The following is a 15,493-nucleotide window of genomic DNA, read 5'->3' as shown; positions in this document are numbered from 1 at the left end:
CTTCCGGTGCGGGGACGACAGTTCAGGAGCCGGAGTTCATCGCCGCGGTGATGGCCTCGGACGCGGTGACGGCTTCCTTCCGGGGGTCGCCTCCGGTGAGTACGGCCGTCATGTAGTCCTTGATCGGGTTCTTGGCCTCCACGGCGGCCCAGCCGGGGGTGTTGGGCGTGGCGTGGCCCTCGGCCGCGCCGACCGCCATGGCCGCGGCACCCGGGTCGGAGGCGACCGCGCCGGCCAGGGTGGTCTTGTTCGGGACGTAGCTCATGGCGACGGCAAGCTTCTTCTGCCAGGCGCCGCCGGTGAGTTCCTTGATGAAGGTGTAGGCCGCGTCCGGTTTGGCGGAGGCCGTGGGGATGACGAGGTCGGAGCCGCCGGTGAAGACCGCGCCGGGTGTGGCGGCGGTCTTCCCCGGGATCGGGAAGAAACCGAGTTTGCCCTTCAGTTCGGGGTTGTTCTCGATGACTGCGGTGGCGCCGCCGGGAGACGAGATGACCTGGGCCACCTTCCCCTTGGCCATGACGTCCGCCTGCGGGGGATTGGCCTCGTCGGAGTCCTTGGGACCCCTGCCCAGGGCCTGGAGTTTCGCGTAGAACTCCATGCCACGGATCGCCTCGGGGGTGTCCAGGCTGCCCTTCCACTTGCCGCCGGACTCGAGGGCGAGGTCGCCGCCCTCGTCCCAGACGAAGCCTGCGAGGGTGAACCAGTTCTGGCCGGGCAGGTAAATGCCCTGCGTGTCGCCGGTGTTGAGGCTCTCGGTGGCGGCGATCCACTGGTCGCGGGTCTTGATGGCGGCCGCGTCGATGCCCGCCTTCTTGAAGAGGTCGGTGCGGTAGATGACGACGCGGTTGGCGGCGTAGTACGGAATGCCGTACTGCTTGCCCTCGTAGGCGCCCGGCTCGGCAAGGCCCTTGAGCCAGTCCTGCCCGCCGAGTTCGTCGACCTTGTCGCTGAGGTCGAGCAGGCCCCCGCTCTGCGCGAACTGGGCGACCTGGGTGTTGCCGGTTTCGATGACGTCCGGTGCGTCGTTGCTGGCGAGGGCCGCGGTGACCTTCTCGCCGATGCCGTCCCACTCCTGGATCTGCACCTTGACCTCGATGTCCGGGTGAGCGGCCTCGAAGCCCTTGACGAAGTCGTTCTGGAACGCGGCCGAGACACTGTCGCGCATCAGCCAGACGTCGATGGTGGTGCTCCCGCCGGAGCTTTCGCCGGAGGTATCGGAGGAGCTACTGCAGGCACTCAGCCCGGCCGTCACCACGAGCACGGACACACCGGCAAACAAGCGGAGCTTCACGGTTCACCTCGGGAGGACATGACCTGACCACCTGACCAGTGAAGTCCACTGGGCAGCTCACCTGTTGACGTGGGGATGAAGGTGGCATAGACCAATTGGGGGCGTCAACCCCCTGTGCGCAGAAGGGTTTTGGCGCGCAGGCCAGCCGGTATCTGGACGATCACCGATCGGCGGCAGTTACACTTCCCCGACGGGGAAGGTCGTTGCGGGCGACCACTGGTCAACTGGTCAAGTGCTTAACCGGGGATTCCGCGTATGAGGGAGTGCAACATGGAGGCCGATGCAATGAAGGCCGACGAGCCAGGTGCGGTGCTCAAACGGGAGCGGGTCCGCGACTTCATCCTCGACCTCGTGGAGTCACACCGTCCGGGGGACGCGATCCCCTCCGAGCGTGCCCTGTGCGCCCAGCTGGGTGTGTCCCGTCCGACCCTGCGCGCGGCGGTCGACGAGCTCGTCGCCGCGGGGCTGCTGGTACGGGAACACGGTCGCGGCATGTTCGTAGCACCCGAGAAGATCACCCAGGAACTCGTCTCCGGTCAGCAGGCCATGACGGTGCCTCAGGCCTCCGGGACCTGGTCGAGCCGCCTGCTGGAGTTCACCACCATCCCGGCAGGCGCGCGCGTGGGCCGCAGACTGCGCCTGTCACCGGCCGCCGAGATCGTGTACGTGGCACGGCTGCGCCTGGTCGACGGCGCTCCGATGGCCATCGAGCATCTGCACATCAGGGCCGATCTGGTCCCCGCCCTGTCCGCCCAGGAACTGGAAGCCGGCGACCTGTACGAGCACCTGCGCGAACAGCACGGCGTGCACGTTCAGGAGGCCGTGCAGGCGATCGAGCCGACCGTCGTCACCCGGGCCGAGGCCGAGCTGCTCGACGTGCCCGAGCTGTCCCCGGCGCTGCTCTTCGAGCGGCTCACCTCGGACACCACGGGTCAGCCCGTCGAATACGTCCACTCGATCTACCGCGGCGACCGCTACCGCATCGTCTCCCGGCTCACCCTCGGCCCCTCGGCCGCGGCACCGCCGGCCCGGCTGGGACACCACCCCGGCATCCCCCCGGGCGACTTCGCCCACCGCGACACCATCGCGTCCTCCACACGCGGGGACATCCAGTCGGCACCGTAGGCCACTTGACCGAGCACCGGCTGATCGCCGGTGACCGCAGCGTGCGTGCGGCCCGTACCGGAGCGTGCCGGAGCGTGCCGGACGCGGTTCACTGGTACGGGCCGCAGTGGCCACGAGGTACAGCCCCCTATGTCAGGGCGCTATGACGATCTTCCGGCCCTGGCCCGCCGCGAACTGGGCGAGTGCCTGCGGGTAGTCGTCCAGCGGCAGACGGTGGCTGATGAACACCTGGGGGTCGAGCACTCCGGCGGCGAAGAGGTCCGCCGCGCGTTCGAAGCTGTGCAGGACGGCCATGGAACCGGTGATGGTGATCTCCTGGTTGTAGATGCGGTAGGGCGAGATGGTCGCCGTCGTCGCGTAGTCCGCGACGCCGAACTGCAGGAACGTGCCCGCCTTCGCGACGCGGTCCAGGCCGTCCTGGATGGCGGCCGCGTTGCCGGTCGCGTCGATCACCACCTCCCAGCCGCCGGGCTGCTGGAACTCCTCCGCCGAGGCAGCCGCCCTCGAGCAGCCCAGCTTCTCGGCTGTGGCGAGGCGCTCGGGGTTGAGATCGATGACGTCCACCGAAGCGGCGCCGGTGCGCTTGGCCAGCTCCAGCATCATCAGGCCCATGGTGCCGCTGCCGTAGATGAGTACCTTCGCTCCCACCTTGGCATTGAGCACGTCGTATCCGCGGACCGCGCAGGACAGCGGCTCGATGAGGGCGGCGTCCGCCACGTCGACATGTTCGGGCAGCCGGACGCAGTTGGCGACGGGGGCCACGGCGTATTCCGCGGCGCCGCCGGCGACGGTGACGCCGATCGCGGCCCACCGGTCGCAGAGGTTGTTGCGGCCGTTGCGGCAGTAGCGGCACTCGTTGCAGTACAGCGAGGGGTCGACGGCGACCCGGTCGCCGACGGCGAGTTCGGTGACCTCGGCGCCGATGCCGACGACCTCTCCGGCGAACTCATGGCCGGGGACGATGGGCAGCCTGGGGGCGAACTCGCCCTGGAGGATGTGCAGATCCGTGCCGCACAGCCCGCAGACGGCCACGTCCACGACGACCTCTCGCGGCCCGGGGGTGGGATCGGGGACCGTGGTGACGGTGACCTTGCCGGGGGCTTCGATGACGGCGGCTTTCACTTGACTGCTCCTAGGGACAGGCCGCGAACCAGCTTGTCCTGGGCGGCCCAGCCTGCGATGAGGACGGGCAGGGACACCAGGGTGGCGGCGGCGCACAGACGGGCCAGGAAGAGGCCCTCGTTGGTGATGAACCCGACGAGGAACACCGGGGCGGTGGAGGCGTTGGTCGCGGTGAGGTTGACGGCGAAGAGGAACTCGTTCCAGCTGAAGATGAAGCAGATCAGCGCGGTGGCGGCGAGTCCTGGCATGGCGACCGGGCCGACGATGCGCAGCAGCACGGTGGGCAGGCCGGCGCCGTCGACCTCGGCGGCTTCCAGGATCTCCTTGGGGACCTCGGCGAGGAAGGAGCGCATCATCCACACCGCGATCGGCAGGTTCATGGCGGTGTAGAGGATGATCAGCGTCCAGACGTTGTCCAGCATCCCGGCGTCCTTGACGATCAGATACACCGGCAGCAGCGCCGCGATGGCCGGGAGGAACTTCGTCGACAGGAAGAAGAACATCACGTCGGTCCACTTCTCGACCGGCTTGATGGACAGCGCGTAGGCCGCCGGCACCGCGAAGGCGAGGACGAGCAGCGTCGAAAACACGCTCGCCATGGCCGAGTTGAGGAGGTACGGGGTGATGTCCCGGCCCAGCAGCAGCTCGTACTGGTCCAGGGTGAGGGGCGCGAACAGGCTGGGCGGGTTGGTGGCGGCGTCGGCCTCCTGGTGGAAGCTGGTCAGCACCATCCACGCCACCGGGGCGAAGAAGGCCAGGGTGGCGAGCCAGGCGACGAAGGTCCACCCCGGTGTCAGCCGCGGCGGACCGCCGTGGTCGTCCTTGCGGCGGAGGAACTTCCTGAGCCCGGCCCTGGGGGCGGCGACTGCCGCGTGCGCGGTCATCGGGAGACCTCCTCGCGGAACAGGGACGCGATGGTGCGCAGGGCGAACGTGGCGACGACGATGGAACCGATCACCACGACCACACCGGCGGCGGCCGCCTCGCCGTACTCGTACTTGCGGAACATGGTCAGGTAGATCTCGTAGGGCAGGTTGGTCGTCTGCGAGCCGGGGCCGCCCTGGGTGATGGTGAAGACCGCGTCGAAGGTCTGCACGACGTAGATCGTGCCGAGCAGGACACCCAGCTCGATGTACTGGCGCAGATGCGGCAGCGTGATGTGGCGGAAGGTCTGCAGCGCCGAGGCACCGTCCACCCGGGCGGCCTCCAGCACGTCGCCGGGCTGGGCCTGGAGCCCGGCCAGCAGGATCAGCATCATGAACGGCGTCCACTGCCACACCAGCGCGACGACGACGGCGGGCATCGCCGAGTTCGACACCCAGTCGACGGTGGGGCCGCTCTCGGCTCCGAAGAGGCGGTAGACGGCGTTCAGGGTGCCGTTGAGGAGGCCGTAGTCGGGGTTGTAGATGGCGTGCTTCCACAGCAGCGCGGCCGCGACGGGCATCACCAGGAACGGGGCGATGAGCAGCGTGCGGGCCAGGCCCCGGCCGGGGAAGCGGCGGTCGAGGAGGAGCGCGAGACCCAGCCCCAGCGCCACGCTGACGACGACCACCGACGCGGTGAGCACGATGGTGTTGAGCACCGCCGTGCGCAGTCTCTCGTCGGTGAAGACGAAGGCGTAGTTGGACAGGCCGGTGAAGTGTCTCTCGCCGGGCTTGAGGATGTTCCACCGGAGGGTGGAGATGATCAGTGTGGCCACGAAGGGCAGCTGCGTCACGATGACCGTGAAGATCAGCGCGGGCAGCAGTGGGAGGCGCCGCCGCCACTTCTGCGCCGTTTCACGCTTGCCGGACTGACGTGGAGGGGATGTGCGCACCGCTGCGGGCGCGGGAGTGAGCGTGGTCATGAGGGGGTCCTTGAACCGGCCGGTGACGGCCGAGGGATGGGGAAGCGGTGCCCGGCCGGCGTCGGCGGCCGACCGGGCGGCGAGGGTCACTTCTGGTAGGTCTTGGCGACTTCCTCTGCGAGCTCCTGGCCCTTGTCCAGAGCCTTGTCCACGCTGGTCTTGCCGGCGATGGCCGCGGAGATCTCCTGGGTCACCTTGGTGCCGAGGTCCTGGAACTCGGGGACGGCCACGAACTGGACGCCCACCGTGGGCCGCGGCTGTACACCCGGGTCGGTCGGGTTCGCCTGCTCGATGGACTTCAGGGTGATGTCACCGAAGGCCGCGGCGGCCTTCTTGTACGCGGGGATCTCATAGGTGCTGGCTCGCTTCCCGGCGGGAACACGCGACCAGCCGAGCTTCTCGCCGACGAGGTTCTCGTACTTCTTGCTCGACGCCCACAGCATGAACTGCGAGGCGGCGTCGGCCTTCTTGGTGGTCTTCGGCATCGCCCACGCCCAGGTCCACAGCCAGCCGGAGCTGTCCGTCCTGTCCACCGGCGCGTACGCGTAGCCGACCTTGCCTGCGATCTTGCTGGACTTGGGGTCCTCCAGCGATCCGGCCGCGCTGGTCGCGTCGTACCACATCGCGACCTTGCCCTGGCTCAGCGCGTTCAGGCACTCGGTGAACCCGGCCTGCGGGGCGCCCACCTCACCGTGCTCCTTGACCAGGTCGACGTAGAAGTTCGTCGCCTTCTTGAACTCCGCACTGTTGACCTGCGCCTGCCAGTCCTTGGTGAACCAGGTGCCGCCGAAGGTGTTGACCACGGTCGTCAGCGGCGCGCCGAGCTCGCCCCAGCCGGCCAGACCGCGCAGACAGATGCCCTTCATCCCGGCGCGGGCGCCGTCCACCTTGGCGGCGATGTCGGCGACCTCCTGCCAGGTCGGCTTCTCGGGCACCGTGATGCCCTTCTCCGCCATGACCTCCTTGTTGTACATGAGCATCGAGGACTCACCGTAGAACGGAAGCGCGTACAGCTTCCCGTCGTCGCCGGACAGCGACTGAACCATCGGCTTGAGCAGGTCGGCCGCTTCGAAGGACGAGTCCTTCTCGGCGTAGGAGCTCAGTTCGTGCAGCCAGCCGTTCTTGTGCCAGATGGGCACCTCGTAGGCGCCGATCGTGGCGACGTCGTACTGGCCGGCCTGGGTGGCGATGTCCTGGGTGACTTTGTCGCGCAGCTCGTTCTCGGGAAGGATCGTGAAGTTCACGTCGATGCCCGTGTCCTTGGTGAAGGTGTCCTTCGTCAGCTTCGCGATGTCCTCCATCTGCGGATTGCCGACCATCAGCACATTGATGCTTTCGCCCCCGCCTCCGGAGCTCGACCCGCCGGCCCCGCTGCACGCGGCCAGCATCGTGCCTGCGGCCACGGCGGCGAGCACAGCGCGGGTGCTTCTCCGGACACGGGTGATTTTTCGGATGGGCATGGCTGACTCCAGAGGTGTTCGAGGGCATGGGAGGCCCAGGCCCGGTCGTGCGGGTGCGTGGTGGGTCGGAGAAAGACGCGGGGGAGAGAGGAGGAGGACGCGGGGAGAGAGGAGGAGGACGCGGGGAGGGAGGAGGAGGACGCGGGTCAAACCCGGATGACCTGCGGCCCCAGGAGGAAGTAGCGATGGGCTTCGGATGCGGGAAGCCCGGTGTCGGTGACGATCGCCTCGAAGTCGGCGATCTCGGCGAAACGACAGAAGCTGGTCGCTCCGAACTTGCTGTGGACGCCCGAGAACACCCGGCGTCGGGAAACAGCCATGACCTGCGCCTTCACATCGCTCACCGCGGGGTCCGGAGTGGTGAGCCCCCAGTGGCGAGAGATGCCGTTCGCACCGACGTATGCCAGGTCGATGACCAGGCCGGACAGCATGTCGGTCGCCCAGTGATCGACTGTCGCCAGCGTGGCGCCTCGGACCCGACCACCCAGTAGCAGCACGGTGACGCTCTCGACGGCGGCCAGGGTGCCGGCCGTGGCGAGGGAGGAGGTGACGACGGTCAGCGGCCGGTCGCGAGGCAGAGCAGCGGCGATGAGCTGTGGGGTGTAGCCCTCGTCGATGTACACCGTCTCCGCGTCACCGAGCAGTTCCACGGCGGCGGCGGCGATCCGCGACTTCTCCCCGACCTGACTGGTGGTGCGGTAGGAGAGTGTCGTCTCGAAGCCGGCGCTCTCGACGGGGTAGGCGCCGCCGTGGGTTCGCCGCACCAGTCCGTGAGCATCCAGCAGGTTCAGGTCGCGCCGCACGGTTTCCCTGGAGATGCCCAGGTCGGCGGCGATCTTGGCCACGTCCACAGAGCCGGCGCGGCGCGCCGCCTCCAGAATGGCGCGTCGGCGTTCTTCGGCGTCCACGGCGACACCTCCCTCCGCGTCTCCGGCCCGACACTCGGTCCGGCCGTTTGCGGTCCGGCGCGGATGCGCCTCCGCATGAGCCCGGCCCGTTCGGGCTCATGCGGACTATTTAGAAGCACGCCCAGCCTCATGAACAGGCTGGACGTCATGAATTCCGTGACCGTATGTGCCCGTTTCGCATGCGGTATTTCCGCAGGCAGGAGCCTTGTCCGGCCAACAGCGGAGCAAGATCCCCACCCGGGTCCGCTCCGAACGTGCCCGTTTGCTGCCTGAGCACTCACCTGTGGCTTCGAGCGGGGCCGTCCGAAAGCGGAATCGTCGCTGCTGCCGCGCGCGGGCGTCGGGTGCGGGACCCGGCGTCATACCCAGGTCGTACTCGCCACTCGTCCTCAAGGACGGCGGCGGCGCGGCGGCTCGTGCGACGGCACCAAGCCGGAGTGCCAGCACAGGCACGATGCCTCGACGCACCCTGTCCGCCAGGCTGGTGATCTACCCCACCCCAGACCTGGAGATCCGTTTCTCGTGGCTACCTTCCTCTACCGGATGGGCCGGACCGCCTTCCAACGGCGCTGGCTCGTGACGCTGTTGTGGGTCCTGCTTCTCGGCGCCGTCGGCCTCGGCGCCGCCAAGGCGCCCGCTTCCTCCGACGACGGCACGTCCTTCATGCCCGGCATCGAGGCCCAGAAGGCTTTCGACCTGATCGGAGAGCGCTTCCCCGGTACGGACGTCAACGGCGCCAGTGCACGCATCGTGTTCGTCGCCCCCGACGGCCAGAAGGTGACCGGGTCCGGCAACCGCGCCGCCATCGACGCGCTCGTGGCGAAGGCCGCCGACGGGCCGGAGGTCGCCAACGCGGTGAGTCCGTTCACCGCCGGCGCGGTGAGCAAGGACGGCTCCACCGCCTACGCCACGGTGAACTTCAAGGTGCAGGCCGGCGATCTCACCGACGCGGACAAGGCCGTACTGGAAAAGGCCATCGACGACGCCCGCGACTCCGGTCTCACCGTCGAGGTCGGCGGCGACGCGCTCGCCGAGCAGCCCGCGGCGGGCGGCTCCGCCGAGGCCGTCGGCATCGCCCTCGCCGCCGTCGTCCTGCTGATCACCTTCGGATCCCTCGCGGCGGCCGGGCTTCCCCTGCTCACCGCCCTCGTCGGCGTCGGCGTCAGCATGGCCTCGATCCTGGCTCTGGGCAGCGTCTTCGGCCTCTCCCTGACCACCGGGACCCTGGCCACGATGCTCGGACTGGCGGTCGGCATCGACTACGCCCTCTTCGTGGTCTCCCGCTACCGGGAGGAACGAGCAGGCGGCCACGCTCCCCACGAGGCGGCCGGACTCGCCACCGGTACGGCCGGCTCGGCCGTGGTGTTCGCCGGCCTCACGGTCGTCATCGCGCTGGCGGGCCTGTCCGTGGTCGGTGTTCCGATGCTGACCAAGATGGGTCTGTGCGCCGCGGGCGCCGTGGTCGTCGCTGTGCTGGTCGCTCTCACCCTGGTCCCCGCCCTGCTCGGGATGTGGCCGAACGCCGTGCTCTCCCGCGCCACGCGCAAGCGCGGCCGCGCAGCCGGCCGGCCGGCCGAAGCCGCGAACAACAGCGGTGCGGACTACCGCGCTACGGACAACACCGGTACGCACAACGGCGGTACGGACAACACCGGTACGCACAACGGCGGTTCCCGGTGGGCTCGGTTCGTGCTGCGCCGCCCCGTAGCCGTGCTGGTGGCGTGCGTCGCGGGCCTGGGCATCCTGGCCCTGCCCGCCGCGAGCCTGGAGATGGGCATGCCGGGCGCCGAGTCCAAGCCCGTCTCCTCCACCGAGCGGCGTGCCTACGACGCGCTGGCGGACGGCTTCGGAGCAGGCTTCAACGGGCCACTGACGATCGTGGTGGACGCCAAGGGGGCGGCAGACGCCAAGGCGGCTGCCGACGAGATCGCCAAGAAGATCGGCGCGACCCGTGGGGTCGTGTCCGTCTCTCCCGCGCGGTTCAACCCGGCCGGTGACACCGCGCTGTTCTCGGCGGTCCCGACCGCCGGCCCCAACACCGAGGACACCAAGAACCTCGTCAAGACCATCCGCGCGGAACGCGCCGACCTCGAAGGGGCGACGGGGGCGACGTTCGAGGTCACCGGCAGCACCGCGATGAACATCGACATCGCGGTGGCCCTGCAGGACGCCCTCGTGCCCTACCTGACCGTCATCGTCGTGCTGGCCCTGATCCTGCTGCTGGTGGTCTTCCGTTCCGTACTCGTGCCGGTCAAGGCCGCCTTCGGGTTCCTGCTGTCGGTACTGGCCGCCCTCGGCGCGGTCGTCGCGGTCTTCCAGTGGGGCTGGGGCGCGGAACTGCTGGGCGTGGAGCAGGCCGGTCCGATCATGAGCCTGATGCCGATCTTCCTGGTGGGCATCGTGTTCGGCCTCGCCATGGACTACGAGGTGTTCCTCGTCGCCCGGATGCGGGAGGCCTACGTCCACGGCGACCGGGCTCCCCAGGCGGTCGTCACCGGATTCCGGCACAGCGCCCGCGTGGTCGTCGCCGCAGCGGTGATCATGATCGCGGTGTTCTCCGGGTTCATCGCCTCCGGAGAGTCGATGATCAAGACCATCGGCTTCGGTCTGGCCGTCGCGGTGCTGTTCGACGCCTTCGTCGTACGGATGGCGCTGGTGCCCGCGGTGCTGGCCCTGCTCGGTGACAAGGCGTGGTGGCTGCCCGGGTGGCTCGACCGGCTGCTGCCCCGTGTCGACGTCGAGGGCTCCGGGCTCGCCGCGTCGCCGACGGACCCCACCAGGCCGGAGGGCAGCGAGCCCGCGCACCAGGAACCGGCCCGCGTCTGATGCGATCAGCACGTGTTGTCCGCGGCGCCGGACACAGCGGCGCCGCGGCCCACGCAGGTCCAAGTACTCTGCCAGGGGAACCGTATCGAGGCGTGATGAGCACATACTGGCAGCGCAGGGCAGCGACCCGTCCGAAGGTCGTCGAAGCCGCGACACTGAGCTTGCTGTTCGCCGTCACTGTCGGTGGCCTCGCGTTCACCCGCACGGTCATGCCCGTGACACCGGCCCTATGGCCCGGCGTGGCCTTGTCCGCCGTCTCCTGCGCGGCTCTGGTCCGGCGCCGCGACCGACCGCTTCCGGTTGTCGCCGTCACCCTGCTGTGCACCATGGGCCTGGGCGCTCTGGGCTACCTCCTGACTCCCGGGCTGATGGGCGCGCTCCTGATCGCGCAGTACTCCGTCAGTGTGCGCACCCCGCGCCGAACCACCTGGAACAGCGCGCTGGCGGCCGCGGCAGGCATGATCGTCGCCGGTTTCTTCCTCCCCTCCTTCTACGACTCCCTGATCCTCGCCATCGTCAACCCGGCGGCCTGGGTGCTGCTGTCGGCGGTCTTCGGCAGCTACGTCCGGGTGCGCCGTGAATTCGCCGTGGCCCGCGCCGAGCACGCAGCGCGCGAACGGGAGGAAGAGGCACGGCATCGGGTGATCCAGGAGCGCATGCGCATCGCACGGGAACTGCACGACGTGGTCGCCCACCACCTCACCCTGGCCGACGCCCAGGCCGGCACCGCCGCCCACCTCGCAAGGACCGACCCCGACAAGGCTTTTGAGATCGTCGGGAGACTGCCGGAGTCCACGGCGGCGGCGCTGCGCGAACTCAAGGCCACCGTAGGACTCCTGCGTCAGGACACCGACCCCACGGACGAGCGGGCCCCGGCACCCGGGCTGGAACAGGTGCCGGACCTGGTCGACGCCTGCTCGGCGGCCGGGCTGCAGGTGACCGTCACCAACGGAGGACAGCCGCACCCGCTCACCTCCGTGATCGACCTGACCGCCTACCGGATCCTCCAGGAAGCGCTCACCAACGTCACCAAGCACGCCGCCACCCGCACGGCACAGGTCCGGCTCGACTACACACGCCGCCACCTGACCCTGACCGTCACCAACGACACCCTGCCCGACCGACCTACCACCGCACACCGCTCCGGTGGCGGCTTCGGCCTGCGCAGCATGCGCGAGCGCGCGACGGCGGTCGGCGGCACCTTCCACGCCGGCCACCACCCGCAGGGCGGCTTCGAGGTCGCCTGCACCCTTCCCCTCCACGGAAACGACGAGAGCCCCGCCCCATGACCATCCGCGTCCTGCTCGCCGACGACCAGGCCCTGCTCCGGGCCACCTTCCGCATCCTCATCGACTCGGTCGCGGACCTGACCGTCGTCGCGGAGGCCGCCGACGGCCAGGAAGCCGTCGACCTCACCGCCACCCACAGGCCCGACGTCGTCATCATGGACATCCGCATGCCGAACGTCGACGGCGTGGCGGCCACCGCAGCCATCTGCTCCCGACCGGAACTGTCGGGCACCCACATCCTGATCCTGACGACCTTCGAGAACGACGAGAACGTGGCCAAGGCCCTGCGCGCCGGTGCGAGCGGATTCCTCGGCAAGGGCGTCCGTCCGGAGGACCTGCTGTCGAGCATCCGCACCGTGGCGACCGGCGACTCGCTCCTGTCACCCACCGCCACGCGAGCTCTCATCACCCGCTTCCTGGCCACTCCGGACACCGACGGTTTCCTCGCGCTCCCCGACGCGGTCAAAGCCCTGACCGACCGCGAACGCGAGGTCATGGCCCTGGCCGCGCACGGGAAGTCCAACGCCGAGATCGCCGCCGAGATGGTGCTGAGCCCGCTGACCGTACGCAGCCACATCCAGCGGGCCATGACCAAACTCCACGCCCGCGACCGCGCCCAACTCGTCGTGATCGCCTACCAGAGCGGCCTGGTGAAACCGCATCCACATCCCAACGGCTGACCGAGCGGAACTCGCCGACCCGCCGCCGGCGGCCGAGGAGACCGCCGGCGGCGCCGGCCTGATGTCGCACGTGCCGCCCCGCCCGACCGACAGCCCGGCAGCCCGGTCCGGCCGTCAGACGTGGGGCTGCAGCAGCTTCGCCGCGACGTCCTTGCGCAGGGCGGGAAGGTCGCCGTACAGCGTGGTGCCGGGGCACTCGGTGGCGAGCCAGTCACGGTGGCCGCTGATCATCTGGACGTCCTTGCGGACGCCGTTGACCGGGTTGACGAAGGTGACGGCGGCCTCGGGGTCGAAATTGTGGTAGGCGGACAGCGCGGCAAGCAGCCGGGTGAGTGACTGACGGGCCGCGGCCGTCGGGGGCTGTTCGTTCGAGTTGCCGAGCAGGGCGATGCCGAGGTTGCCCGAGTTGTAGCCGGAGGCGTGGAAGGCGGTCACCATCTTCCCGCTCACGTCATGGGCGGGGATGCCGTCCGTGCCCGAGTAACGGCCCTCGTAGATGAGGCCGGCCTCGTCGATCAGATAGTGGTAGCCGATGTCGCCCCAGTCGTTCGTGATCGCGTGGAGGTAGTAGTACGCCCGGATGGTGGCCGCCGGGTCGGGGTCGCCGTTGACGCCCGCAGTGTGATGCACGGTCATCGTCTGGGCCGGGTAGTAGGTCTGCGGCGAGTTCTCGGTGCCGTCCGCCTTGAAGCGGAGGGACTCGTCGGCGCCCCATCCGGCCCGGGTGATGTACTCGACGCCTGCGATCCGCCCCGCCTTCGCGGCCGTGGCGACCTCCTTGGACGGCCCGTTGACCGTGTCGATGGCGGTGGAACGCACGTCGGTCGCGCCGTCCGGCAGTTGCAGCTCGTACCCCGCGGCCCCGTCGGCCGGCACCAGCACGCTCACGTTCTTCGCCGGGTCCCCGGAATCCCCGTCGGCGCCGGCGCCACAGACCGGCTGCAGCGCCGTCCACTCGCCACGGCTGCCGTCCTGGCCGATCAGCCGGATGCTCGCGCCCCGCCTGGACCCGGTCCAGCTGACGCCGACGTGCTCCACGGGGAATTCGGCCTGTACGGTCCGCGCGGCGGTACCGGTGACGGACTTGGCACGCGTACGCGGCACACGGACCGCACGCGCGCCCGAAGTGGCTGTGGCAGGGGTGGTCGCACCGATCGCCGGCACGGCTGCCAGGCCGGCGACGACGCCGGTCGCGGCACCGGCCGCCATGAGGACGGCACGACGGTTCAAGAGAAGCTTCTTGCGCACAGGGGATCCTTTCAAGTGGCGCAGAACGAGGGGAACTTGCCGCCCCCGCCCGCCCCCGTCCGCCCACGGATCGCATGCCGGGCAGGTCGCAGGGGAGGACAGGCAAGGCGCTCTCGCTCAGTGCTGACACTTTATACGAGTCACAACACACGCTGTCACACGTTGGGGTGACACCCTGTCAGTGACCATGTGGACGCTACTTGGTGGTCACCATGTCGATCCGTTCGTCGGCGTCCCGCTTGCGGACGTCAATCAGTCCGTTCCACTGGCCGCCCACCGTCACGAGGAAGGGGCGGCGTTCCGCCGCGTCCGGTGTGCGCTACGTCTCATCCGCGGGGTTGTTACGCCGGGCGGGCGGCCGGTGTCTCCATGTCGAGTCCACCACAGCACGAGGAGACATCATGAACACGAACGTCGAGGTAGTCGTCGTCGGCGGCGGGTACGGGGGCGTGACGGCGGCCAACAAGCTGGCCCGGCGCGACGGCGTGTCGGTGACCGTGGTCAATCCGCGTGCCGAGTTCGTCTCGCGGATCCGGCTGCACCAGCTGGTGACCGGCTCCGACGACGCGGTCGAGGGCTTCGGCGAGGTCCTGGGCGCGAACGTCCGGCTGGTGGTCGACACCGCGACCCGGATCGACGCCGCCGCGCGCCAGGTGTCCCTCGCCGGCGGCGGCACGCTCTCCTACGACTACCTCGTCTACGCGGTGGGCAGCGGCGCTGCCGACCCCGGCGTCCCCGGAGCGGCGCAGTTCGCGCACTGGGTGTCGGACTTTGAGGGAGCGCAACGCCTGCGGACGGCGCTGGAGGCGACGTCCGCGTCGGATCCGGTGACCGTGGTCGGCTCCGGCCCGACCGGCCTGGAGACCGCCGCCGAGCTGGCGGAGACGGGCCGCAAGGTCACCCTGGTCTGCGGCCGCGTCCTCGGGCCCTCCCTGCACGCCCGGGTCCGCCGCCCCGTCGCCCGCCGCCTCGCCAAGCTGGGCGTCCACGTCGTCGAAGGCCCCGGCGCGCGCGTGACGGAGGTGACCCAGGACGCCGTGCAGCTCGACGACGGCCGCACGCTGCCCAGCGCGGTGACCGTCTGGACCGCCGGATTCCGCGTCCCCGACCTGGCCGCCCGCAGCGGACTGCGCACCGACGACGACGGCCGCCTGCTCACCGACACCACCCTCACCAGCTACGACGACGAACGCATCATCGCCGCCGGAGACGCCGGAGTCATGCCCGACCACCCCTTCCGCATGAGCTGCCAGGCCGCCACCCAGCTCGGCCCGGCCGCCGCCGACACCGTCCTGCGCCGGATCGCGGGCAAGAAGGCCGCCCCCGTGCGGATGTTCTTCGCCGGACAGTGCCTCAGCCTCGGCCGCAACGAAGGCGTCACCCAGTTCTCCTACCCCGACGACAAGGTCAACGCGCTCAGCATCAGCGGACGCACCGGCGCCGGCGTCAAGGAGATCGCCTGCCGCTTCACCCTCAACAAACTGCTCTCCGGAGCGCGCAAGGCCAGTTCCCGCGCAACCCGCGCGTCCCACGGCGACAGCACCAAGGGCCTGGACACGCCTGGGGAGGGACAGGCTCCGTCCAGCAACGGGCGCGCCGCTTGACCGCTCCTCCTTCCTTCGGCCGGACAGTCGGTCCGGCCGAAGGAAGGAGGAGCCGCAGTGACAAGCAGACAACGCCTCGCATTCCGTGCCGGGA

12 protein-coding genes are annotated in these 15,493 nt (G+C 69.6%); 5 read left to right on the top strand and 7 right to left on the bottom strand.

All coding sequences use genetic code 11. The annotated features are described in order from the left end of the window. Positions 1–22: 22 nt before the first annotated feature. Positions 23–1,291 carry an extracellular solute-binding protein gene (locus ABZ725_RS47845; RefSeq protein ID WP_358808656.1) on the bottom strand — a complete coding sequence of 423 codons (1,269 nt, stop codon included), beginning with the start codon at positions 1,289–1,291 and terminating at the stop codon, positions 23–25. A 285-nt stretch (positions 1,292–1,576) separates the two neighbouring features. Here ABZ725_RS47845 and ABZ725_RS47840 point away from each other — a divergent pair, with 285 nt between their 5' ends. Then, positions 1,577–2,416, top strand: coding sequence for a GntR family transcriptional regulator (locus tag ABZ725_RS47840; RefSeq protein WP_358808718.1), 840 nt, complete (start codon positions 1,577–1,579; stop codon positions 2,414–2,416). A 132-nt stretch (positions 2,417–2,548) separates the two neighbouring features. Here ABZ725_RS47840 and ABZ725_RS47835 read toward each other — a convergent pair whose 3' ends face one another. From ABZ725_RS47835 to ABZ725_RS47815, 5 genes are all read right to left on the bottom strand, one after another. Then, positions 2,549–3,538, bottom strand: coding sequence for a zinc-dependent alcohol dehydrogenase family protein (locus ABZ725_RS47835; protein ID WP_358808655.1), 990 nt, complete (start codon positions 3,536–3,538; stop codon positions 2,549–2,551). Further along, a complete protein-coding gene (locus ABZ725_RS47830) occupies positions 3,535–4,422 on the bottom strand; it encodes a carbohydrate ABC transporter permease (protein WP_358808654.1) in 888 nt (295 codons plus the stop codon). Before ABZ725_RS47830 ends, ABZ725_RS47835 begins: the two co-directional genes overlap by 4 nt. Beyond that, positions 4,419–5,384 carry a sugar ABC transporter permease gene (locus ABZ725_RS47825; RefSeq protein WP_358808653.1) on the bottom strand — a complete coding sequence of 322 codons (966 nt, stop codon included), beginning with the start codon at positions 5,382–5,384 and terminating at the stop codon, positions 4,419–4,421. The genes ABZ725_RS47830 and ABZ725_RS47825 overlap by 4 nt, the downstream gene beginning before the upstream one ends. Before the next feature lie 86 nt (positions 5,385–5,470). Continuing rightward, entirely contained in the window at positions 5,471–6,844 is a 1,374-nt protein-coding gene (locus tag ABZ725_RS47820; protein ID WP_351913326.1) for a sugar ABC transporter substrate-binding protein, read from the bottom strand. A gap of 146 nt (positions 6,845–6,990) precedes the next feature. Beyond that, positions 6,991–7,752: a DeoR/GlpR family DNA-binding transcription regulator gene (locus ABZ725_RS47815; RefSeq protein WP_358808652.1), complete on the bottom strand. Its 762-nt coding sequence runs from the start codon at positions 7,750–7,752 to the stop codon at positions 6,991–6,993. Positions 7,753–8,274: 522 nt separating this feature from the next. Here ABZ725_RS47815 and ABZ725_RS47810 point away from each other — a divergent pair. From ABZ725_RS47810 to ABZ725_RS47800, 3 genes are all read left to right on the top strand, one after another. Further along, positions 8,275–10,578: an MMPL family transporter gene (locus ABZ725_RS47810; protein WP_358808651.1), complete on the top strand. Its 2,304-nt coding sequence runs from the start codon at positions 8,275–8,277 to the stop codon at positions 10,576–10,578. A 95-nt stretch (positions 10,579–10,673) separates the two neighbouring features. Further along, positions 10,674–11,867 (top strand): sensor histidine kinase, encoded by a 1,194-nt coding sequence (locus ABZ725_RS47805; RefSeq protein WP_358808650.1) that lies wholly within the window; start codon positions 10,674–10,676, stop codon positions 11,865–11,867. Then, complete coding sequence (locus ABZ725_RS47800) at positions 11,864–12,547, top strand: response regulator transcription factor (RefSeq protein ID WP_358808649.1); 684 nt, start codon at positions 11,864–11,866, stop codon at positions 12,545–12,547. The genes ABZ725_RS47805 and ABZ725_RS47800 overlap by 4 nt, the downstream gene beginning before the upstream one ends. A gap of 114 nt (positions 12,548–12,661) precedes the next feature. Here ABZ725_RS47800 and ABZ725_RS47795 read toward each other — a convergent pair whose 3' ends face one another. After that, positions 12,662–13,777 carry an N-acetylmuramoyl-L-alanine amidase gene (locus tag ABZ725_RS47795; RefSeq protein ID WP_358808648.1) on the bottom strand — a complete coding sequence of 372 codons (1,116 nt, stop codon included), beginning with the start codon at positions 13,775–13,777 and terminating at the stop codon, positions 12,662–12,664. 419 nt (positions 13,778–14,196) lie between these two features. On the opposite strand from ABZ725_RS47795, the gene ABZ725_RS47790 reads away from it, so the two are divergent. Then, entirely contained in the window at positions 14,197–15,399 is a 1,203-nt protein-coding gene (locus ABZ725_RS47790; protein ID WP_358808647.1) for an FAD-dependent oxidoreductase, read from the top strand. Positions 15,400–15,493: the final 94 nt, after the last annotated feature.

Source organism: Streptomyces sp. NPDC006872, assembly GCF_040635845.1.
Lineage (GTDB): Bacteria > Actinomycetota > Actinomycetes > Streptomycetales > Streptomycetaceae > Streptomyces.
The sequence above is the reverse complement of the archived record's forward strand: the minus strand, read 5'-3'. Positions and strand labels throughout refer to the sequence as shown.

Coding starts and splice junctions, on each gene's coding strand:
- ABZ725_RS47820 (WP_351913326.1), bottom strand. CDS start 6,844: ATGCCCATCCGAAAAATCACCCGTGTCCGGAGAAGCACCCGCGCTGTG.
- ABZ725_RS47825 (WP_358808653.1), bottom strand. CDS start 5,384: ATGACCACGCTCACTCCCGCGCCCGCAGCGGTGCGCACATCCCCTCCA.
- ABZ725_RS47805 (WP_358808650.1), top strand. CDS start 10,674: ATGAGCACATACTGGCAGCGCAGGGCAGCGACCCGTCCGAAGGTCGTC.
- ABZ725_RS47830 (WP_358808654.1), bottom strand. CDS start 4,422: ATGACCGCGCACGCGGCAGTCGCCGCCCCCAGGGCCGGGCTCAGGAAG.
- ABZ725_RS47800 (WP_358808649.1), top strand. CDS start 11,864: ATGACCATCCGCGTCCTGCTCGCCGACGACCAGGCCCTGCTCCGGGCC.
- ABZ725_RS47790 (WP_358808647.1), top strand. CDS start 14,197: ATGAACACGAACGTCGAGGTAGTCGTCGTCGGCGGCGGGTACGGGGGC.
- ABZ725_RS47840 (WP_358808718.1), top strand. CDS start 1,577: ATGAAGGCCGACGAGCCAGGTGCGGTGCTCAAACGGGAGCGGGTCCGC.